The organism is Streptomyces sp. SM1, assembly GCF_002910825.1.
Taxonomy (GTDB): Bacteria; Actinomycetota; Actinomycetes; order Streptomycetales; family Streptomycetaceae; genus Streptomyces; species Streptomyces okerensis.
On the sequence record NZ_NEUB01000173.1, the window covers coordinates 1 to 19,045 of the forward strand.

Below are 19,045 nucleotides of genomic sequence, written 5' to 3' on the forward strand. Positions count from 1 at the left end.
CGGCGCGCCGGACGGTGTGGCGGCGATCCGCACCAGCCGCACCAGGTCGGCATCCTCCGCACAGTCGGCCACCCGGTCGATCAGCGCGTGGTCGGCGAATCCGGCGAGCGCGAAGTCGAGGTGGACCGTCGCCGCCTCCGCCGGGTCCTCGCACTCCGCCGCCGCGCGCGCCGCGCGGTGCAGCTGCTGCGCGCGGAACCGCAGCAGCGAGGCCTCCTGCTCGCTCTGCCGGTACTCGGTCACGTCCTGGAACAGCCAGCCGACCCCGAGCGGCACCGGCTCCTCCGCGAGCGGTGACGCCAGCCGCACGAACCCGCTGCGCCAGCACCGCCGCCGCTCCCCCTCCGGCGTGCGCACGCTCACCCACAGCTCGGCCGGCGCGGGCGGCGCCCCCTCGGCGAGGACATGGGTGAGCGCGCTCTCCAGCTCCTCGACGCCCTGCACCAGCAGTTCCCCGAGCGGCCGGCCCAGTACGGACGTGCGCCCCGCGCCCAGTGCCCGCGCGGCGTGCGCGTTGACGACCGCGGGCCGCAGGTCGGCGTCGACCAGGACGACACCCCAGCTGGCGTCCTCCAGCAGCGCCTCGCTCAGCGCGATCGACCGCTCCAGATCGATCTGCGCGTGCACCTCGCTGAACGCGCAGTACACCCCGGCGGGCTTCCCGTCCGGCCCGCGCACGGCCGCGGACTGCGTTCGCACCAGCACCCGGCCGCCGTCCTTGGTGAGCAGCGCGAACTCGTTGACCTGCCGGCCCGGGGCGTCCATGGCCGCCAGCAGCCGCGCCTCCACCTCCTCGGCGTCCGCGCTGCGCACGGCCCACCCGGCGAAACCGGCCCGGCCCACCGCCTCGTCCGCGCTCCAGCCGAGGATCCGCTCGGCCTCACGGTTCCAGTGCGTGACCGTCCCGTCCGCGTCGAAGGCGCACAGGGCCGCGTCCATGCCGTCGAGCAGCGCGGCGAGAAGGTCGGAGCCGTCCGACCCCTCCCGCGCGGGCTCGGGCTCGTCCGGCCCCAGCTCGTCGGTGGTCCCACTACGCCGGGAAGCACTCACCTGGACCCCCTGCAGGCTGCGTCCGCACGTACGGTACGACGGTTCGCTCACTCGCAATCATTCAACTTGAACGTGACTCAGCGCACATCGGGTTCTCGACAAGATTGGGAGAATTGTTGTACGCCGCAGCCGCGTCGACCCGTTCACGAGGGACAAGTCTCCAGCCGCAGCGTCAGCCACAGCTCCCTCTCCCCCGGCAGAACATACCGCTCGACCTCGTCGAAGCCCCGCGCACGGGCGAACCGGACACCGTCCTCGTTGGCGGCGAGCACCACCGTCTCGACGGCCCGGGCGCCCGCCGCGCGCGCGTGCCCGAGCCCCGCCTCGTAGAGCGCCGCCCCGAATCCCCTGCCCCGGTGCTCGGGCAGCACCCGCGCGATGACGGTCGCGACGGCGTCCTCCCCCCGCCGGCGGGCGCACCGTCGAGCAGCCGACGAGGACGTCACCGTCGTACGCGTTCTCCAGCCGGTACCCGCGTCCGAGGCGCTCGCGCACCTCGTCGGGCGTCATCGCGGCGGGCGGGACGATCACGTTGTGGACGTGCCGCCACTGCTCCCGCATGGCCTCGCCGTCCACGGTCTCGATACGGGGATCACTCATCCGGCAAGCCAAGCGCGCCCCCGCGCGGAGATCAACGAAAAAAAGTGGTTGATCCCGCGGCGATCGCTTCTTAGTGTGGCGGTACTTCGGAAAGGAGGTGGTTCGGCAGATGTATGCAGACCGGACGGAAGAGGTGGCTGTGGGCTAGTGGCCCGCCGCCGTACTCGGTTCGGCGCCGGACCAGCGTGTGCGCGATGCACGCAGCCGGCCCAATCCAACGCAGTCACCCGACCCGCGAGTCGCCGGTAACGTCCGGCCGGCTCCTCCTCCGGGAGGAACCGGACTCGCGGGTCGTTTGCGTTCCCGCGGGCGGCTCAGCGGGCGATGTCCCCGTAGCCCTCGATCTCGCGCGGATCGCGCGTGCCCGGCCCGACGTAGCGGGCCGAGGGGCGGACCAGGCGGCCGGTGCGCTTCTGCTCCAGGATGTGGGCCGACCAGCCCGCGGTACGGGCGCAGCTGAACATCGAGGTGAACATGTGCGCCGGGACCTCGGCGAAGTCCAGCACGATCGCCGCCCAGAACTCGACGTTGGTGGCCAGCACCCGGTCGGGCCGGCGGGCGTGCAGTTCGGCCAGGGCGGCCTTCTCCAGGGCCTCGGCGACCTCGAAGCGCGGGGCGCCCAGGTCCCGGGCGGTGCGGCGCAGCACGCGGGCGCGGGGGTCCTCCGCGCGGTAGACGCGGTGGCCGAAGCCCATCAGGCGCTCGCCCTTGTCGAGGGCCTGCCGGACGTACGCGTCGGCGTCCCCGGTGCGCTCGATCTCCTCGATCATGTGCAGGACGCGCGAGGGCGCGCCGCCGTGCAGCGGTCCGGACATGGCGCCGACGGCTCCGGAGAGGGCCGCCGCGACGTCCGCTCCGGTCGAGGCGATGACCCGCGCGGTGAACGTGGAGGCGTTCATGCCGTGCTCGGCGGCCGAGGTCCAGTAGGCGTCGACGGCGGCGACGTGCTTGGGGTCGGGCTCACCGCGCCAGCGGATCATGAAGCGTTCGACGACGGACTCGGCCTTGTCGATCTCGCTCTGCGGCACCATGGGCAGACCCTGGCCGCGCGCGGACTGGGCGACGTAGGACAGCGCCATGACGGCGGCGCGCGCGAGGTCGTCGCGGGCCTGCGCGGCATCGATGTCGAGGAGCGGTTTGAGGCCCCATACGGGGGCCAGCATGGCGAGCGCGGACTGCACGTCGACGCGGATGTCACCGGAGTGCACGGGGATAGGGAACGGCTCCGCGGGCGGCAGCCCGGGGTTGAACGCCCCGTCGACGAGCAGCCCCCAGACATTGCCGAAGGAGACGTGCCCGACCAGATCCTCGATGTCGACGCCCCGGTACCGGAGGGCGCCGCCCTCCTTGTCCGGTTCGGCGATCTCCGTCTCGAACGCGACGACTCCTTCGAGCCCGGGTACGAAGTCGGACATCTGGCGGCTCCTTGTGAGGTGGGTGACAGATGGTGTTGGGGGTGGGACGACCATGTGTCGGACCGGGCGGCGCGATCGGGTGCGTCCGGTGGTTCCGCGGTCACGGTGTGTGGACTCGCGGTCCTGGACGTCATCCCTGTGATGCCCGGCTGACGGTCACCCAACCGGATCAGTGCCAGCACGATATCCCTGAGTGCCATCTTTGGGGAGTGTTCGCGGCACTCAGTGCCACTGCGTGATGAAGGACACCCCTCCCGGCGGCCACGCTCATGGGGCAGGATGACGGCGTGACCGACCGAGACGCCGTTCCCTTCGATCTCGCCGCGATGCGCAAGCAGTACCGGACCGAGGGGCTCTCCGAGACCGACCTGGCCGCCACGCCCGTCGAGCAGTTCGCGCGCTGGTTCAAACAGGCCGCGACGGACGGCGGGCTCTTCGAGCCGAACGCCGTGATCGTCTCCACGGCGGACGCGGAGGGGCGGCCCGGCTCACGCACGGTGCTGCTGAAGCACTTCGACGACGACGGGTTCGTCTTCTACACGAACTACGGCTCCCGCAAGGGCCGCGACCTCGCCGAGAACCCCCGCGTGTCGCTCCTCTTCCCCTGGCACCCGATGGCCCGGCAGGTCATCGTCACCGGCACCGCGCGCCGCACCGGCCGCGACGAGACGGCCGCCTACTTCCGCACCCGTCCGCACGGCTCCCAGCTGGGCGCGTGGGCCAGCGGCCAGTCCTCGGTGATCGCCGGCCGCGCGGAGCTGGACGCGTCCTACGCCGACCTGGCGGCCCGCTATCCGGAGGGCGAGCAGGTACCGGTGCCACCGCACTGGGGCGGCTTCCGCGTGACCCCGGAGGCGGTGGAGTTCTGGCAGGGCAGGGAGAACCGCCTGCACGACCGCCTGCGGTACGTCGCCGAGGCGGACGGGGGCTGGCGGGTGGAGCGGCTGAGCCCGTGAACCGTCGCCTCAGTCCGTGACCCGGGGCGCCCCGGGGGCGGTCCGGTCCAGCGCCTCGTCCAGCAGTGCCGCCCACTGGGCCACCACCCGGTCGCGGCGGGTGGTGTCGTCGGTGAGGAGGTTGGCGAGGCCCAGGCCGCGGGCCATGTCGAGGAGGCCCTGGACGGTTTCGCGGACGCCGGGGCGGGACTCGTCGGCGCCGAGGAGTTCGACGGCGATGCGGTGGGACTCGCGGCCGACGCGCAGCTCCAGCTCGGTCACGCGCGGGCGCAGCTGTTCCTCGTTGGAGGCGGCGACCCAGAGGTGGAGCGCCGCGCGGAAGACGGGTCCGGTGTAGAGGCCGACCAGTGCCGCGATCACCGCGTGGCGGTCGCTCGCGGCGGCGCCCTCCGGGAAGAGGGCGCGCAGCGCGGTGGAGCGTTCTTCGGCGACGTATTCGACGGCGGCCGTGAACAGGTCCTCGCGGGTCGGGAAGTGGTGCTGGGCGGCTCCCCGGGAGACGCCCGCGCGTTCGGCGACGGCGGAGACCGTGGAACCCGACCAGCCGTGCTCGGCGAGGCAGGCCACGGCGGCCTCCAGGAGCCGCTGCCGGGTGGCCCGGCTGCGGTCCTGCTTGGGGACTCGTTCCGCACGGTCGGCCGTGCTCACATCACCCATTCCGGTTCCCGTCGTTCGAGGAAGGCCGTCATTCCCTCGCGCGCGTGGGCGGAGGCGAAGAGGCGTGCCGAGAGCGCGGTCAGGTCGGCCGCGTCCCGGTCGAATGTCTCCAGCACCCTAGCCGTGAGCAGCCGTTTCGTCTCGGCCAGGGCTTCGGGGGCGGACTTGCGCAGGCCGTCGAGGATGGGGGCGAGGGTCTCGTCGACGTCCTCGCCGGCCGCCGTGAGCAGGCCGATACGGGCGGCTTCGGCGGCGTCGAGGCGTTCGCCGGTGAGGTAGTAGCGGGCCAGCGCGCGGGGGTCGGTGCGGGGCAGCAGCGGCAGTGAGATGACGGCCGGGGCGACCCCGATACGGACCTCGGTGAAGGCGAACGTCGCCGCGTGGGAGGCGGCGGAGATGTCGCAGGCGGCGAGCAGCCCCAGCCCGCCCGCGCGGACGTGTCCGGTGACCCGCGCGACGACGGGTCTGGGCAGTTCGACGATCTGCCGCAGCAGGCCCACCAGTGCCTCGGGCGCGGGCGGGTCGCGCAGGTCGGCGCCGGCGCTGAAGGTGTTGCCGGTGTGGGTGAGGAGCACCGCGCGGACGCCGCTGTCCCGGCCGGCGTCGGTCAGCGCGTCGGCCAGTTCGCCGACGAGGGCGGCGGACAGGGCGTTGCGGCGTTCCGGGGCGTCGAGGGAGAGCGTTTCGACGCCCCGCGTGCGGGTGCGGCCGATCAGGGTCACGTGGGCTCCTCGTGCGCCGCGCGGAGTTCGCGGCGCAGTATCTTTCCGGAGGCGGCGCGCGGGACGCCGTCGACGAAGGTGACGTGCCGGACCCGCTTGTACGGGGCGACCCGCTCGGCGACGTACATCATGACCTCGCCCTCGGCGAGTTCCGGCGCGGACGGCTGGCGGACGACGAAGGCGTGCGGGACCTCGTTGCCGTCCTCGTCGTAGACGCCGATGACGGCGGCGTCGGCGATGCCCGGGTGGGTGAGGAGCAGCGCCTCGAGTTCGGCGGGGGCGACCTGGAAGCCCTTGTACTTGATGAGCTCCTTGACGCGGTCGACGACGAACAGCCAGCCTCCCTCGTCGGTGTGCCCGACGTCCCCGGTGTGCAGCCAGCCGTCCTCGTCGATCATCGCGGCGGTGGCGTCGGGGCGGCCGAGGTAGCCCTTCATGACCTGGGGTCCCCGGATGAGGATCTCGCCCGACTCGCCGGGCGCGAGGTCCTTGCCGGGGTCGTCGAGGGAGACGATGCGCATCTCGGTCCCGGCGATCAGCTTGCCGACGGTGCCGGGCGGTGCCTCGTTCATGGCCTCCAGGGGGACGACGTGCGTGCCCGGCGACAGCTCCGTCATGCCGTACGCCTGTCCGACGGGCGGCAGTCCGAGCCGCTGCGAGCAGGCGGCGGCGAGGCTCGCGTCCAGGGGCGCGGCGGCGCTGATGATGTGCTGGAGGGAGGACAGGTCGTACTGGGCGACCAGGGGGTGCTTGGCGAGGGCCAGCACGATGGGCGGGGCCACGTACAGGCCGGTGATGCGGTGGTTCTGGATGGCCGCGAGGAACGTCTCCAGGTCGAAGCGCGGGAGGACGACGACGGTCGCGCCCTGCCGCAGGGGGGCGTTCATCAGGGCGGTGAGCCCGTAGATGTGGAAGAACGGCAGGACGGCGAGGATGCGGTCGCCGGGGCCGGCCGTGATCGACGGCTGGAGCTGGGCGAGGTTGGTGGCGATCTGCCGGTGGGTGAGCATCACGCCCTTGGGGACGCCGGTGGTGCCGGAGGAGTACGGCAGCGCGGCGACGTCCTCGGCCGGGTCGATCGCGACGACCGGCTCGGGGGCGGTGGAGGCCAGCATGTCGATCAGGGAACGGTGTCCCGGCGCGCTGTCGCAGACGAAGATCTCCTCCACCCCGCCCGCGAGTTCGGCGGCCCTGCGCGCGGTCTCGAGGAGCGGTGAGACGGTGACGATCCAGCGGGCCGCGGAGTCCTTGAGCTGTTTGCCGAACTCCTCGGCGGTCGCCAGCGGGTGCACGGTGGTGACGGCCGCGCCCGCGCGGGTGGCCGCGTAGAACGCGGTGGGGAAGGCGATGGTGTTGGGGCTGTGCAGGGCTAGCACGTCGCCCTTGCGGACGCCCGCCTCGGCGAGGCCGGCGGCGACCCGCCGGTGGAAGCGGTCGACCTGTTCGTAGGTGAGGGTGGTGCCGTCGGTGCCGTCGATCAGTGCCGGGGTGCTTCCGAACTCGGCGGCCCGGGCGAGCACCGCGTCGTGGATGGGGAGGTCGACCGGGGAGACGTCTGCGTACTCGCTTCGGAACATGGTTCCTCCAAGGCGGCCGGGAGGCCGGGCGGGCCTAGTACGACTTGGGCAGGCCCAGGGTCTGGTGGGAGACGTAGTTGAGAATCATCTCCCGGCTCACCGGGGCGATACGAGACACGCGCGCGGCCGTTATCAGCGAGGCGAGCCCGTACTCGCGCGTGAGGCCGTTTCCGCCGAGGGTGTGCACGGCCTGGTCGACGGCCTTCACACAGGCCTCGGCGGCCGCGTACTTGGCCATGTTGGCGGCCTCTCCGGCGCCGATGTCGTCACCGGCGTCGTAGAGGTGGGCGGCCTTCTGCATCATCAGGCGGGCGAGTTCGAGTTCGATGTGCGCCTGGGCGAGGGGGTGGGCGATCGCCTGGTGGGAGCCGATGGGGGCCTTCCAGACGGTGCGCTCACGCGCGTACTCGACGGCGCGGCCGAGCGCGTAGCGGCCCATGCCGATCGCGAAGGCGGCGGTCATGATGCGCTCGGGGTTGAGGCCGGCGAAGAGCTGGAGCAGTCCGGCGTCCTCGTCGCCGACGAGCGCGTCGGCGGGCAGCCGCACGTCGTCGAGGACCAGCTCGAACTGCTTCTCCACGGAGTGGAGTTCCATGTCGATGGGGCGCCGCCGGAAGCCCTCGGCATCGCGCGGGACGATGAACAGGCAGGGCTTGAGTCTGCCCGTGCGGGCGTCCTCGGTGCGGCCCACGATGAGGGTGGCGTCGGCGATGTCGACCCCGGAGACGAACACCTTGCGGCCGGTGAGGAGCCAGTCGGCGCCGTCCCGGCGTGCCGTCGTGGTGATGCGGTGGCTGTTGGATCCGGCGTCGGGTTCGGTGATCCCGAAGGCCATCAGGCGGCTGCCGTCGGCCAGGGCGGGCAGCCACTCCCGCTTCTGCGCCTCGGTGCCGAAGCGGGAGATGACGGTGCCGCAGATCGCCGGGGAGACGATCATCATCAGCAGGGGGTTGCCGGCGGCGCCCATCTCCTCCGAGACGAGGGACAGTTCGGTGATGCCGCCGCCACCACCGCCGTACGCCTCCGGCAGGTTGACGCCGATGTAGCCGAGCTTGGCGGCTTCCTGCCAGAACGGGCGGTTGTCGGTGCGGGAGGTAGTGCGGGGGTGGTTGCTCGCGAACGCGGCGACCGCTTCGCGGAGAGCCTTGTGTTCTTCTGATTCGATCACCGGCATGGGCGCTCCTGAGGGGGAGGTGCTTCGGGTTGTCGCGAGAGTGCGGGTGCTTCGGGTTGTCGCGAGAGTGCGGGTGCTTCGTGGTTTCTCGCGCAGTTCCCCGCGCCCCTGAGGGGCGTGGTTCCTCGCGCCGTTGAAAGGCGTGGTTCCTCGCGTCTCTAAGGGGTTTCCTCCACGACCGCCAGGAGGGTGCCGACCTCCACCTGTCGGCCCGGGGTCGCGTGCAGGGCGCTGACGACTCCGGTGACCGGGGCCGTGATCCTGTGCTGCATCTTCATGGCCTCCAGCCAGAGGAGCGGCTGTCCGGCCTCCACCGCGGCTCCCTCGGTCACTCCGTCGGCGACACGGACGACCGTGCCCGGCATGGGTGCCAGCAGGGAGCCGGGGGCGTGCTGGGCGGTGGGGTCGGGGAAGCGGGGCAGGGCGGTGAGCGCGGTGGCGCCCACGTACACGCGGTCGCCGTAGCGGCTGACCTCGTAGCGGCGCCGTACGCCGTCCACGTCCAGGATCACCAGTCCCGCGTCGGCGTGCACGACCCCCACGCCGTCGGCCTCGAAGCCCTCGCGTGTGTGCCGGTAGCGGACCTCGTGTTCCTCGCCACCGATGGCGTACCGCTTGACCTGTGGCTGCGAGGCGAGGTTGCGCCAGCCGCCGAAGCGGGAGCGGCCGTGGGCGTCGGCGAGGGCCGCGGCGAGCGGGGCGTGCGGGTCGGGGGCGGGTTCGGTGAGGGCGGGGAGGTGGCGGTCGTAGAAGCCGGTGTCCATGCGGGCCGACGCGAACTCCTCGTGCCGCAGGGAGCGGACGAGGAGGTCCCGGTTGGTGACGGGGCCGTGGATCACCGCGCGGTCGAGGGCGGCGGCCAGTCTGCGGATCGCCTCCGCGCGGGTGGGCGCGTGGGCGACGACCTTGGCGAGCATGGGGTCGTAGTGGACGCCGATGTCGTCGCCGTCGGTGTAGCCGGTGTCCAGGCGCACGCCGTCGGGGACGGCGAGGCGGTGCAGCCGGCCGGTCTGCGGGGCCCAGCCCTGTGCCGGGTCCTCGGCGTAGAGGCGGGCCTCCACGGCGTGCCCGCGCACGGCCGGGGGTTCGCCGTCCAGGGTGTGCCCCTCGGCGACGCGGATCTGCTCGGCGACGAGGTCGACGCCGGACACCGCCTCCGTCACCGGGTGTTCCACCTGGAGGCGGGTGTTCATCTCCAGGAAGTGCGCGCGGCCGTCGGCGACGAGGAACTCCACGGTGCCGGCCCCGGCGTAGGAGACGGCCCGCGCGGCCCGTACGGCGAGGGCGTGGAGTTCCTCGGTGAGGCGCGCGGACAGGCCGGGGGCCGGGGCCTCCTCGATGACCTTCTGGTGCCGTCGCTGGAGGGAGCAGTCGCGGGTGCCGAGCGCCCACACCGTGCCGTGCGTGTCGGCGAGGACCTGCACCTCGACGTGGCGTCCGCCCTCCACGTACGGCTCGGTGAACACCTCCCCGTCGCCGAAGGCGCTCGCGGCCTCCGCGCGGGCGGCGGCCAGTTCACCGTCCAGGTCCGCGAGACGCCGGACGACGCGCATCCCGCGTCCGCCGCCGCCCGCCGCCGCCTTCACCAGGACCGGCAGGTCGGCCTCGGTGACCTCGCGCAGGGGCTCGATGCCCATCAGTTCCTTGGCGCGCGTCTTGGACGCCATCGCCTCGATCGCCTCCGGGGGCGGCCCGATCCACACCAGTCCGGCGTCCTGGACGGCCCGCGCGAAGCCGGCGTTCTCGGAGAGGAAGCCGTAGCCGGGGTGCACGGCGTCCGCGCCGGCCGCGAGGGCGGCCTTCACGATCAGGTCGCCGCGCAGATAGGTGTCGGCGGGCGCCGCCCCGGGCAGGCGTACGGCCGTGTCCGCGACGCGCGCGTGGAGCGCGTCCGCGTCGGCGTCCGAGTGCACGGCGACCGTGCGGATCCCCAGCTCGCGGCAGGTGCGGACGACGCGGCAGGCGATCTCTCCCCGGTTCGCCACCAGTACGGAATTGATCATGGGCATGGTGGGCCTCACATCCGGAAGACGCCGAAGCCACCGCGCGCGCCCTCGAAGGGCGCGGTGTGGATGGCCGACAGGCACAGGCCGAGGACGGTGCGGGTGTCGCGCGGGTCGATGACGCCGTCGTCGTACAGCCGCCCGGACAGGAACATGGGCAGCGACTCGGACTCGATCTGCTGCTCCACCATGGCGCGCAGCGCCGCGTCCGCCTCGTCGTCGTAGGGCCGTCCCTTCGCCGCCGCCGACTGCCGGGCGACGATGGAGAGCACGCCGGCGAGCTGCTGCGGGCCCATGACGGCGGACTTGGCGCTGGGCCAGGCGAACAGGAAGCGCGGGTCGTAGGCGCGGCCGCACATGCCGTAGTGCCCGGCGCCGTAGGAGGCGCCCATGAGGACGGACAGGTGGGGGACGCGGGAGTTGCTGACCGCGTTGATCATCATCGCGCCGTGCTTGATGATGCCGCCCTGCTCGTACTCCCTGCCGACCATGTAGCCGGTGGTGTTGTGCAGGAAGAGCAGCGGGATGTCGCGCTGGTTGGCGAGCTGGATGAACTGGGCGGCCTTCTGGGACTCCTCGCTGAAGAGGACCCCCTGGGCGTTGGCGAGGATGCCGACGGGATAGCCGTGGAGGGTGGCCCAGCCGGTGGTGAGACTGGTCCCGTAGAGGGGTTTGAACTCGTCGAAGTCGGAGGAGTCGACGATCCGGGCGATGACCTCGCGCGGATCGAAGGGGATCTTCAGATCGCCCGGGACGATGCCGAGGAGTTCGTCCTCGTCGTACCTGGGGGGCGCGGCGGTCCCCGGGTCGGCGTGCGCCTTGCGGTGGTTGAGACGGGCGACGACCCGGCGGGCCTGGCGGAGCGCGTCCTGCTCGTCGACGGCGAACTGGTCGGCGAGGCCCGACACGCGGGCGTGCATCTCGGCGCCGCCGAGGGACTCGTCGTCGCTCTCCTCACCGGTCGCCATCTTCACCAGCGGCGGGCCGCCGAGGAACACCTTCGCCCGCTCCTTGACCATGATCACGTGGTCGGACATGCCGGGGGCGTACGCGCCTCCGGCGGTGGAGTTGCCGAAGACGACGGCGAGGGTGGGGATACCGGCCGCGGAGAGCCGGGTGAGGTCCCGGAAGATGGCACCCCCGGGGATGAAGATCTCCTTCTGGGACGGCAGATCGGCGCCGCCGGACTCCACGAGGCTGATCACGGGCAGCCGGTTGGCGAGCGCGATGTCGTTGGCGCGCAGGGCCTTCCGCAGGCTCCAGGGGTTGCTGGCGCCGCCCCGCACGGTCGGGTCGTTGGCGGTGATCAGGCACTCCACGCCCTCGACGACGCCGATGCCGGTGACGAGCGAGGCGCCGACGGTGTAGTCGCTCCCCCAGGCCGCCAGCGGGGACAGCTCCAGGAACGGAGTGTCGGGGTCGAGGAGCAGTTCGATGCGCTCCCGGACCAGCAGCTTGCCGCGCGTGCGGTGCCGCTCGACGTACTTCTCACCGCCGCCCGCGAGGGCCTTGGCGTGCTCGGCGTCGAGTTCGGCGAGCTTGGCGAGCATGGCGTCGCGGTGCTCCCGGTACTCCGGGTCGGCCGGGTTCAGGGCGGATTCGAGGACCGTCACAGGAGGACCTCCGGGATGTCGAGGTGCCGGGAGCGCAGCCATTCGCCGAGCGCCTTGGCCTGCGGATCGAAACGGGCCTGCGCGGCGACGCCCTCGCCGAGGATGCCCTCGACGAGGAAGTTGAGGGCGCGCAGGCGGGGCAGTACGTGCCGGGTGACGGGGAGGTCGCGGGCCTCGGGGATCAGCTCGCGGAACCGCTCGACGGTCAGCTCGTGCGCGAGCCACCGCCAGGCGTCGTCGTCGCGGACCCAGACGCCGACGTTGGCGTTCCCGCCCTTGTCGCCGCTGCGGGCGCCGGCGAGGAGGCCGAGGGGGGCCCTGGTGGTGGGTCCCGGCGGCAGCGGCTCGGGGAGCGCGGGCGCCGGTACGTCCTCGAGTACGGCGGTGTCGTTCGGCGCGTCCACGGTGACACGACGACCGTCATGGAGGACGGCCACATGGCCGACGTCGCCATGGGGGACGTACACATCCTCGAAGACCCCGTACGGGGAGCCCTTCCCCGGTGGTGCCATCACATGGAACCCGGGGTAGCTCCCCAGTGCCAGTTCGATGGCGGCCCCGCTGAGCACCCGCCCGACCTTCTCCTGGGACGGGTCCCGCACCACGAGCCGCAGCAGCGCGCTCGCCGTCTCCTCGGTGGAGGCGTCGGCCCGGTCGGTGCGGGCCGGTTCCCAGCACACCTCGGCGGGCGGCGCCTTGGCGAGCGCGTCGCCCATCTGCTCCTTCACCAGATCCGCCTTGGCCTCGATGTCGAGCCCGGTGAGCACGAACACGACCTCGTTGCGGAAGCCGCCGAGCCGGTTGCGCCCGACCTTGAGCGCGGGCGGCGGCGCCTCTCCCCGGACCCCCTCGACCCGCACCCGGTCGGGCCCGTCCTGGGTCAGCCGTACGGTGTCCAGCCGCGCGGTGACGTCCGGCCCGGCGTACCGGGCGCCGCCCGTCTCGTAGAGCAGCTGCGCGGTGACGGTCCCGACGTCGACGAAGCCGCCGGTGCCGGGGTGTTTGGTGATGACGCTGCTGCCGTCGGCGTGGATCTCGGCGAGCGGGAATCCGGGCCGCCGGAGGTCACGGGGGTCGCGCTCGCCGAAGAAGGCGTAGTTCCCGCCGGTGGCCTGCGTCCCGCACTCCAGCACGTGCCCGGCGACGACGGCCCCCGCGAGCCGGTCGTACTCCGTCGGCCCCCAGCCGAAGTGGGCGGCGGCCGGCCCGGTGACCAGGGCGGCGTCGGTGACCCGGCCGGTCACCACCACGCCGGCGCCCGCGCGGAGGCATTCCGCGATCCCGGAGCCGCCGAGGTAGGCGTGGGCGGCGAGGCTGCCGGGGTACCGCGCGGTGAGGTCGTCGCCCTCGACGTGGGCGACCCGTACGGCGATGCCGAGCCGGCCGGCGAGGGCGCGCACGGCGTCCGCGAGCCCCGCGGGATGGAGCCCGCCCGCGTTGGTGACGATCCTGACGCCCCGCTCGTGCGCGAGGCCGAGGGTGTCCTCCAGCTGCCGCAGGAAGGTACGGGCGTACCCGGCTCCGGGGTCCTTCAGCCGGTCGCGGGCGAGGATGAGCATGGTCAGCTCGGCGAGGTAGTCGCCGGTGAGGACGTCGACCTCGCCGCCGGTGAGCATCTCGCGCAGGGCGTCGGCGCGGTCTCCGTAGAAGCCGGAGAAGTTCCCGATGCGCAGGGTCGTCGTCGCTGCCCCCGCCCCCGCCGTCGCTTTCGCCGTCACCGCGCGGTGCCCTCCTTCGGCTCCCGTCCGCCGCCGGGCGGTCCGGCGAAGGCCTGGGCGATGTCCAGCCAGCGGTCGGCGTCGGGGCCGTCCGCGGTGAGGGCCAGGTCCGCGCGGTGGGCGCGCTGGGTGACCAGCAGGCAGAAGTCGAGCGCGGGCCCGGTGACCCGCTGGGGCGCGTCCTCGGGGCCGTACGCCCAGATGTCACCGCCCGGCCCGGCGAGTTCTACGCGGAAGGGGTCGGCGGGCGAGGTGAGCCCGTGCGCCCCGAAGGCGAAGTCCCGGGTCCGCACCCCGAGCCACGCCACATGCCGGAGCCGGTCACTGGGTGGCCGCACCACACCGAGCGTGTGGGCCACGTCCAGCCCATGTGCCCAGGTCTCCATAAGACGGGCGGTGGCCATGGAGGCTGCCGACATGGGCGGCCCGTACCAGGGGAACCGTGCCCCGGCCGGCGCCTCCCGCAGTGCCTTCTCCAGCGCCGCCCGCCCCTGCCGCCACCGCGCGAGCAGCTCGGCGGGCGCGGACCGGGCGTACTCCTCGGCTCCGTCGTCCACGAAGGTGTGCGGGGCGTCGAGGGCCCCTTCGACCAACGCCTGGAACCCGTCCGCGTCGGTGACGGCGAGCAGCGAGGAGTGGTCGGTCCAGGCGAGGTGGGCGATCTGGTGCGCGACGGTCCAGCCGGCAGCGGGCGTCTGCAGCGTCCATTGCTCGGAAGGGAGCTCGGTCACGAGCCGGTCGACCGCCTCGCTCTCCTCACGCAGGTCGTCGATCACGGGCGTCGGATCGGACATGAGGCGCTCCCCTCGGGGCACGGCGGTGTGCGGCGCGATTGCGTGGAGCATGGCAGCAGGATGAGAAACAAGCAAGCATGCTTGCATGAATTTTTGGGACGCACCGTTCCGGCGGCGCAACTCGCTCGCCCTCAACGACCGCCTGGTTCTTCGCCGGGATCCTCAGGCGAGGGGATCGGGTGTCACCTGCCAGATGGTGACGAGCTCCGAGCGCGGCGTAATCATGTACACGAAAAAGCCGCCGGCGACGAAGGCGTGCTTGGCACCCTCGTCGGCGCCCTGGTATCCGGGCCCATGAAGGTGAAGGACCTCAGCCGCCCTGACCAGTTCATCGGCCATCTTCGCCACCTCGGCGAGGAAGTCGGCCGGAGCTCCGCCCGCGACCGTCTCGTGGTCGGGCACGTACTCCCAACGCCAGGTCACTCCGCGCGCACCGCCTCGGCAGCCTCGCGATAGAGGGAACTCGCTGTCCTGAGATGTTCCTGGGCCTCGTCCACCGTGGTGGCGATCTGGGCGAGGTACACCGCGCGGTGGTACTCCCTGGCCGTGGCCGGGTGCCGCTCGATCTCGATCAGGGCAGCCCAATGGCTGAGGTAAGCGTGTACCGGCTTGAGTGAACCGTGCTCCACCGCCTCCGCGAGGGCCTGGTCCTTAGCCTGGTCATACGCCGCCACCAGGCCGGGAGCGACAACCGTGCAGGCAGCCCGCAGGGCGCCAGGTGTTCGCTCCGGGCGGGGGATCAGCGGGCGATCGCCGACGGTCTCGGTGTGCTGCACGCTCATGGCGCTGTTCCCTTCGTACCTCTGGGGACGGGCCGGTCACGCGACGGGGCCGGTTGATTCGAGAGACGAGAGCGACTCTAGCCCTGACACACCTCGCCACGCCCGGCGATCGTCAGGAGACAGCCCTCGTTCCCTTCACCTTCCCCCGCCCCACCTGCGTCCGCACCGCGCCCATGCTCGCCGCGATGACCAGGGCGATGGCGGCGGCCTCGGTGGTGGAGAGGGCCTGGTCGAGGATGAGGAAGCCGGCGGCCGCGGCGAGGGCCGGTTCCAGGCTCATCAGGATGGCGAAGGTGGAGGCGGGCAGGCGTCGCAGCGCGAGGAGTTCGAGGGTGTACGGGAGCACGGAGGACAGCACCGCGACCGCCGCGCCCAGGGCGAGGATCGTCGGGTCGAGGAGCTTGGTACCGGACTCCGCGACACCCAGCGGCAGGAAGAGGACCGCCGCCACCCCCATCGCGAGGGCGAGCCCGTCCGCCTGCGGGAAGCGGCGCCCCGTACGGGCGCTGAAGACGATGTACGCCGCCCACATGGCGCCGGCGCCCAGTGCGAAGGCGACGCCCAGCGGGTCGAGGCTGCTGAAGCCTCCGCCGCCCAGGAGGAACACACCGGCGAGGGCCAGCGCGGCCCACACGAGGTTGACCGCCCGCCGGGAGGCCAGTACGGACAGCGTGAGCGGGCCGAGCACCTCCAGTGTGACCGCCGGGCCCAGCGGGATCCGCGCGACGGACTGGTAGAACAGCCCGTTCATCGCCGCCATGGCGACACCGAAGACGATCACCGTGCCCCAGTCGGCGCGCGAGTGCCCGCGCAGCTTCGGCCGGCACAGCACCATCAGCACGACCGCCGCCACCAGCAACCGCAGCGTCACCACGCCGAGCGCACCGGCACGAGGCATCAGCGTCACCGCCAGCGCCCCGCCGAACTGCACGGAGACCCCGCCCGCGAGCACCAGCCCGACCGGCCCCAGGGAACCCCGCCCGCGCGGGACGCCGTCCGGCGTGGGCGCGGGGGCGTGGCCCGTCCCGGGCGCGGTGGACGGGGTGGTGGCGCTGGGGGTGGTCACGGGGCCTTCCAGGGATGTCGGAGCGGACACTTGCCTAGACCGAGTATGCGTTCTGATGCACTATTCAGTCCACTCTATTGAACTACGTCAGCACCGTAAAGGGCTTATATGCCTGACGATGAGGCCCGCGCCGCGCCCCGGTCAACTCCGTCCACGACGTGGACCCCACCGGGTACGGTTTCCACCGGTGACCCCCCACGTCCGTTCCCAGCATCCGAGGCCCTGTTGCGACGCCTTCTCGTCCGTCTCTGGCGACTCCTGCGCCCGGTACAGAGCCGCGTCATGTGGTTGCTGCACGCCAAGTTCGTGGTCGGCGTGACCGGCGTGGTGCGCGACGACGAGGGGCGCGTGCTGATGCTCCGGCACCGGATGTGGCCCCCGCACCGCCAGTGGGGCCTGCCGAGCGGCTTCGCCCACAAGGGCGAGGACTTCCGGGACACCGTGGTGCGCGAGGTCAAGGAGGAGACCAACCTCGACGTGGAGGTGGGCCGCCTCGTCATGCTGAACAGCGGACTGCGCACCCGCATGGAGGTCGCCTACGAGGCCCGCCTCCTGGGCGGCGAACTCCGCCTCGATCCCCTCGAGATCCTGGAGTCCCGCTGGTGCCGCCCGGACGACCTCCCGGAGGGAATCCAGCCGGTCTGCGGTCCGCTGGCGCGGGGCGAGACGGCGCCGTGAGTCCGCCCGCCCGTCATGAACCCGCGGCTCTACCACCGGGGACACGGTTCCTCCCCGCGGCCCGGGACTCATGCTCCGGGGCGGCACGGGCAGCGTGAGAACCACGCGGTGCGATGCCAGTCGGCGTCGACCGTAGATGAGCCACGCTCAAAGAACTAGGCGCACCTGGAACCCCGCCATCCTCTTGCCGCGTCCAACTGGCACATCGCCAGGATCCTACAAGACTGCCCGCGGTGGGTTAACGCAATCGGCTACGTCACGCGTGCGGACCGGCCGCAACCATGATGGCCCGCAACTCACAGTTCTGGAGCGGCACATGGCGCAGCGGATGAACGGCACACAGCGAAAAGCTGTGTGGATCAAGGCACTGGGCGTTCTCGCCGCGGTGGCCATCGCGGGCATCGGGGCATGGGCGGCCATGCAGCAGACAGGCCCCGGAACCCAGAACACGTGCCACGGAGGAGCCGTCTGCGGTGAGAACAACGACAACAACCGCGTAGGCGGCGGCGAACCCCTTGAGAAGAAATGAGGGGGAAACCGGCAGTCGCCGCGTGCGTCGCCCTCGCCTTCGCGGTCTTCGGCCTTTCCGGATGTACGAGTAACACCTGCGAGGGGCAGTCCGTCTGCGGGGAGGACAATGACGCCAACGGGCCGTCGGCCGGAGCCTCAGGGGGCGGTGATCCCTCGCTCGAGGCCTCCGCCACGTCGGACGGCGCTCCGGCCTCGGCATCCGCAACGCAGGATCCGACCGACCCGGGTTCCCGCCAGTCCGCCGGCGGCGATACGGACCCAGGTCAGGATTCTCCCTCCACGGGCGTCGAGGAGTCCTCGCTAGGGCCGCAGACGACACACCTGAGCGAGATGCGTCCCATCGAGAAGAGGGCCTACTCGGGGACCGCCCAGATCGCGGGGACTCCGTACACGTCCTCCATCTGGAAGGACATCGGGCCGAGCGACAACCTGAGCAGCGTCTACGTCGTGTACGCGCTGGACGGAAAGTGGACGACCTTTGTCGCGGACGTCGGCCCCGACAGCGATTCACGCGCCGACGCCGTGATCGACTTCGAGGTGTATCTCGACGGCCGGCAACTCGGTGAGACCCACAGGACCACGGTCACCCGGTCCGCGCACATCGAAGAGAAGGTCACGGAAGGAGTCCAGCTCCGCCTTGTGGCCAAGCACGTCAGCGGATCGACGAACGGGGCCTATACGGGCCAGGCCGCCTGGGGTTCGGCGCGGCTGGAGAACTGACGAGCGGCCCTTCCGCCGCACGGGAGCACGCGTTCGCCACCGCGGGCGTCACGTGCCGCCGTCCCCTTCGGACCGCTCGGCGACGAACGAGCCGAGGCCCACCTCCGCACGGACCAGTCCGCCTTCAGGTGGGCCGGCACCTTCCGGGCGGTCGACGCGTCGACACCGAGCTCGGCCGACGACTTCACGACCGAGGGACCACGGGCGCCCACGGGACACGTACCGTCCAGGAGTCATTGCGGCAGACCGCAGGGTGCAGCGGCTCAACTGAGCGCGTCGGGGGCGGAAGGGGGGCGAATGCTCACGTCTTTTCCAGGGCGACCGCCAGTGCCTCCGCCAGGTGGCGGCCCCGGACGCCCGCCAGTTGTTCCAGCTGGGTCCGGCAGGAGAAGCCGTCGGCCAGGACGATCGCCTCGTCCGGGGCCTCACGTACCGAAGGGAGGAGCTGGTCCTCGGCGCAGGCGGCCGAGACCTCGTAGTGACCCTTCTCGAAGCCGAAGTTGCCCGCCAGGCCGCAGCAGCCGCCGCTCAGTTCGCCGGTGAGGCCGGCCGCCGCGCGGAGGCGGCGGTCGGGGGCGTCACCCAGGACCGCGTGCTGGTGGCAGTGGGTCTGGCCGGTGACGGGACGGTTCAGGGACGGTGGGGTCCAGCCGGGGGCGTACCGCTCCAGCGTCTCCGCGAACGTCAGGACCCGCGAGGCGAGTTGCGCCGCGCGGGGGTCGTCGTGGAGGAGTTCCGGGGCGTCCGTGCGCAGGGTCGCCGCGCAGCTCGGTTCCAGGACGACCAGGGGGGCGTCGGTGGCCAGGACCGGTTCCAGGAGGTCGAGGGTGCGGCGCAGCACCGCGCGGGCGCGGTCGAGCTGGCCCGTGGAGACGTACGTCAGGCCGCAGCAGACCCGGGCCCGGCGGACGGCCGGCAGTGACAGGGCCGAGCGGGAGCGGGCGTCTCCCACCCGGCCGCCGGTCGGCCGCAGCGTCGGGGGCAGGGCC

At 72.3% G+C, this 19,045-nt stretch carries 18 protein-coding genes and 1 pseudogene; 4 read left to right on the forward strand and 15 right to left on the reverse strand.

Going from position 1 to position 19,045, the window contains the following annotated elements:
- From B9S61_RS03880 to B9S61_RS03890, 3 genes and pseudogenes are all read right to left on the reverse strand, one after another.
- A partial coding sequence (locus tag B9S61_RS03880) for a PAS domain-containing protein (protein ID WP_103540935.1) occupies positions 1 to 1,050 on the reverse strand: 1,050 nt, incomplete at its 3' end.
- Between the two features lie 143 nt (positions 1,051 to 1,193).
- Positions 1,194 to 1,650 (reverse strand): annotated as a pseudogene (locus B9S61_RS03885) (GNAT family N-acetyltransferase).
- A gap of 314 nt (positions 1,651 to 1,964) precedes the next feature.
- Complete coding sequence (locus tag B9S61_RS03890; RefSeq protein ID WP_103540922.1) at positions 1,965 to 3,065, reverse strand: citrate synthase 2; 1,101 nt, start codon at positions 3,063 to 3,065, stop codon at positions 1,965 to 1,967.
- A gap of 269 nt (positions 3,066 to 3,334) precedes the next feature.
- Here B9S61_RS03890 and pdxH point away from each other — a divergent pair, with 269 nt between their 5' ends.
- The gene (pdxH, locus tag B9S61_RS03895; protein WP_103540923.1) at positions 3,335 to 4,021 is read left to right on the forward strand and encodes a pyridoxamine 5'-phosphate oxidase; all 687 of its coding nucleotides are present in this window, start codon (positions 3,335 to 3,337) and stop codon (positions 4,019 to 4,021) included.
- Positions 4,022 to 4,030: 9 nt separating this feature from the next.
- On the opposite strand, the gene B9S61_RS03900 is transcribed toward pdxH, so the two are convergent.
- The 11 genes from B9S61_RS03900 to B9S61_RS03950 all read right to left on the reverse strand — a co-directional run bounded on the left by B9S61_RS03900 (position 4,031) and on the right by B9S61_RS03950 (position 16,127).
- On the reverse strand, positions 4,031 to 4,678 hold the full coding sequence (locus B9S61_RS03900; protein ID WP_181007224.1) for a TetR/AcrR family transcriptional regulator: 648 nt from the start codon (positions 4,676 to 4,678) through the stop codon (positions 4,031 to 4,033).
- Positions 4,666 to 5,400, reverse strand: coding sequence for an enoyl-CoA hydratase family protein (locus B9S61_RS03905; protein ID WP_103540925.1), 735 nt, complete (start codon positions 5,398 to 5,400; stop codon positions 4,666 to 4,668). Before B9S61_RS03905 ends, B9S61_RS03900 begins: the two co-directional genes overlap by 13 nt.
- Complete coding sequence (locus tag B9S61_RS03910) at positions 5,397 to 6,977, reverse strand: 4-coumarate--CoA ligase family protein (protein ID WP_103540926.1); 1,581 nt, start codon at positions 6,975 to 6,977, stop codon at positions 5,397 to 5,399. Before B9S61_RS03910 ends, B9S61_RS03905 begins: the two co-directional genes overlap by 4 nt.
- A 34-nt stretch (positions 6,978 to 7,011) precedes the next feature.
- A complete protein-coding gene (locus B9S61_RS03915; protein ID WP_103540927.1) occupies positions 7,012 to 8,151 on the reverse strand; it encodes an acyl-CoA dehydrogenase family protein in 1,140 nt (379 codons plus the stop codon).
- A gap of 158 nt (positions 8,152 to 8,309) precedes the next feature.
- Positions 8,310 to 10,154 (reverse strand): biotin carboxylase N-terminal domain-containing protein, encoded by a 1,845-nt coding sequence (locus tag B9S61_RS03920; RefSeq protein ID WP_103540936.1) that lies wholly within the window; start codon positions 10,152 to 10,154, stop codon positions 8,310 to 8,312.
- A 14-nt stretch (positions 10,155 to 10,168) separates the two neighbouring features.
- The gene (locus B9S61_RS03925) at positions 10,169 to 11,767 is read right to left on the reverse strand and encodes an acyl-CoA carboxylase subunit beta (protein ID WP_103540928.1); all 1,599 of its coding nucleotides are present in this window, start codon (positions 11,765 to 11,767) and stop codon (positions 10,169 to 10,171) included.
- Positions 11,764 to 13,485: an acyclic terpene utilization AtuA family protein gene (locus B9S61_RS03930; RefSeq protein ID WP_181007225.1), complete on the reverse strand. Its 1,722-nt coding sequence runs from the start codon at positions 13,483 to 13,485 to the stop codon at positions 11,764 to 11,766. The genes B9S61_RS03925 and B9S61_RS03930 overlap by 4 nt, the downstream gene beginning before the upstream one ends.
- Complete coding sequence (locus B9S61_RS03935) at positions 13,482 to 14,279, reverse strand: TIGR03084 family metal-binding protein (RefSeq protein ID WP_103540929.1); 798 nt, start codon at positions 14,277 to 14,279, stop codon at positions 13,482 to 13,484. Before B9S61_RS03935 ends, B9S61_RS03930 begins: the two co-directional genes overlap by 4 nt.
- Positions 14,280 to 14,441: 162 nt before the next feature.
- The gene (locus B9S61_RS03940; protein ID WP_103540930.1) at positions 14,442 to 14,702 is read right to left on the reverse strand and encodes a hypothetical protein; all 261 of its coding nucleotides are present in this window, start codon (positions 14,700 to 14,702) and stop codon (positions 14,442 to 14,444) included.
- Positions 14,699 to 15,061, reverse strand: coding sequence for a DUF6247 family protein (locus B9S61_RS03945; protein WP_103540931.1), 363 nt, complete (start codon positions 15,059 to 15,061; stop codon positions 14,699 to 14,701). The genes B9S61_RS03940 and B9S61_RS03945 overlap by 4 nt, the downstream gene beginning before the upstream one ends.
- 112 nt (positions 15,062 to 15,173) lie before the next feature.
- A complete protein-coding gene (locus tag B9S61_RS03950; protein ID WP_103540932.1) occupies positions 15,174 to 16,127 on the reverse strand; it encodes a DMT family transporter in 954 nt (317 codons plus the stop codon).
- A gap of 225 nt (positions 16,128 to 16,352) precedes the next feature.
- Here B9S61_RS03950 and B9S61_RS03955 point away from each other — a divergent pair, with 225 nt between their 5' ends.
- From B9S61_RS03955 to B9S61_RS40635, 3 genes are all read left to right on the forward strand, one after another.
- A complete protein-coding gene (locus tag B9S61_RS03955; RefSeq protein WP_258039534.1) occupies positions 16,353 to 16,805 on the forward strand; it encodes an NUDIX hydrolase in 453 nt (150 codons plus the stop codon).
- A gap of 316 nt (positions 16,806 to 17,121) precedes the next feature.
- On the forward strand, positions 17,122 to 17,334 hold the full coding sequence (locus tag B9S61_RS40265; RefSeq protein ID WP_146064700.1) for a hypothetical protein: 213 nt from the start codon (positions 17,122 to 17,124) through the stop codon (positions 17,332 to 17,334).
- A gap of 332 nt (positions 17,335 to 17,666) precedes the next feature.
- Entirely contained in the window at positions 17,667 to 18,056 is a 390-nt protein-coding gene (locus B9S61_RS40635; RefSeq protein ID WP_181007227.1) for an NPCBM/NEW2 domain-containing protein, read from the forward strand.
- Between the two features lie 301 nt (positions 18,057 to 18,357).
- Here B9S61_RS40635 and B9S61_RS03965 read toward each other — a convergent pair.
- Positions 18,358 to 19,045, reverse strand: a 688-nt coding sequence (locus B9S61_RS03965) for a (Fe-S)-binding protein (RefSeq protein WP_146064701.1), incomplete at its 5' end; no start/stop codon positions are given.

Excerpts from the sequence above, each read along its gene's own strand:
- B9S61_RS03890 (WP_103540922.1), bottom strand. The coding sequence starts at position 3,065 with ATGTCCGACTTCGTACCCGGGCTCGAAGGAGTCGTCGCGTTCGAGACG.
- pdxH (WP_103540923.1), top strand. The coding sequence starts at position 3,335 with ATGGGGCAGGATGACGGCGTGACCGACCGAGACGCCGTTCCCTTCGAT.
- B9S61_RS03900 (WP_181007224.1), bottom strand. The coding sequence starts at position 4,678 with ATGGGTGATGTGAGCACGGCCGACCGTGCGGAACGAGTCCCCAAGCAG.
- B9S61_RS03910 (WP_103540926.1), bottom strand. The coding sequence starts at position 6,977 with ATGTTCCGAAGCGAGTACGCAGACGTCTCCCCGGTCGACCTCCCCATC.
- B9S61_RS03915 (WP_103540927.1), bottom strand. The coding sequence starts at position 8,151 with ATGCCGGTGATCGAATCAGAAGAACACAAGGCTCTCCGCGAAGCGGTC.
- B9S61_RS03920 (WP_103540936.1), bottom strand. The coding sequence starts at position 10,154 with ATGATCAATTCCGTACTGGTGGCGAACCGGGGAGAGATCGCCTGCCGC.
- B9S61_RS03935 (WP_103540929.1), bottom strand. The coding sequence starts at position 14,279 with ATGTCCGATCCGACGCCCGTGATCGACGACCTGCGTGAGGAGAGCGAG.
- B9S61_RS03945 (WP_103540931.1), bottom strand. The coding sequence starts at position 15,061 with ATGAGCGTGCAGCACACCGAGACCGTCGGCGATCGCCCGCTGATCCCC.
- B9S61_RS40265 (WP_146064700.1), top strand. The coding sequence starts at position 17,122 with ATGGCGCAGCGGATGAACGGCACACAGCGAAAAGCTGTGTGGATCAAG.
- B9S61_RS40635 (WP_181007227.1), top strand. The coding sequence starts at position 17,667 with ATGCGTCCCATCGAGAAGAGGGCCTACTCGGGGACCGCCCAGATCGCG.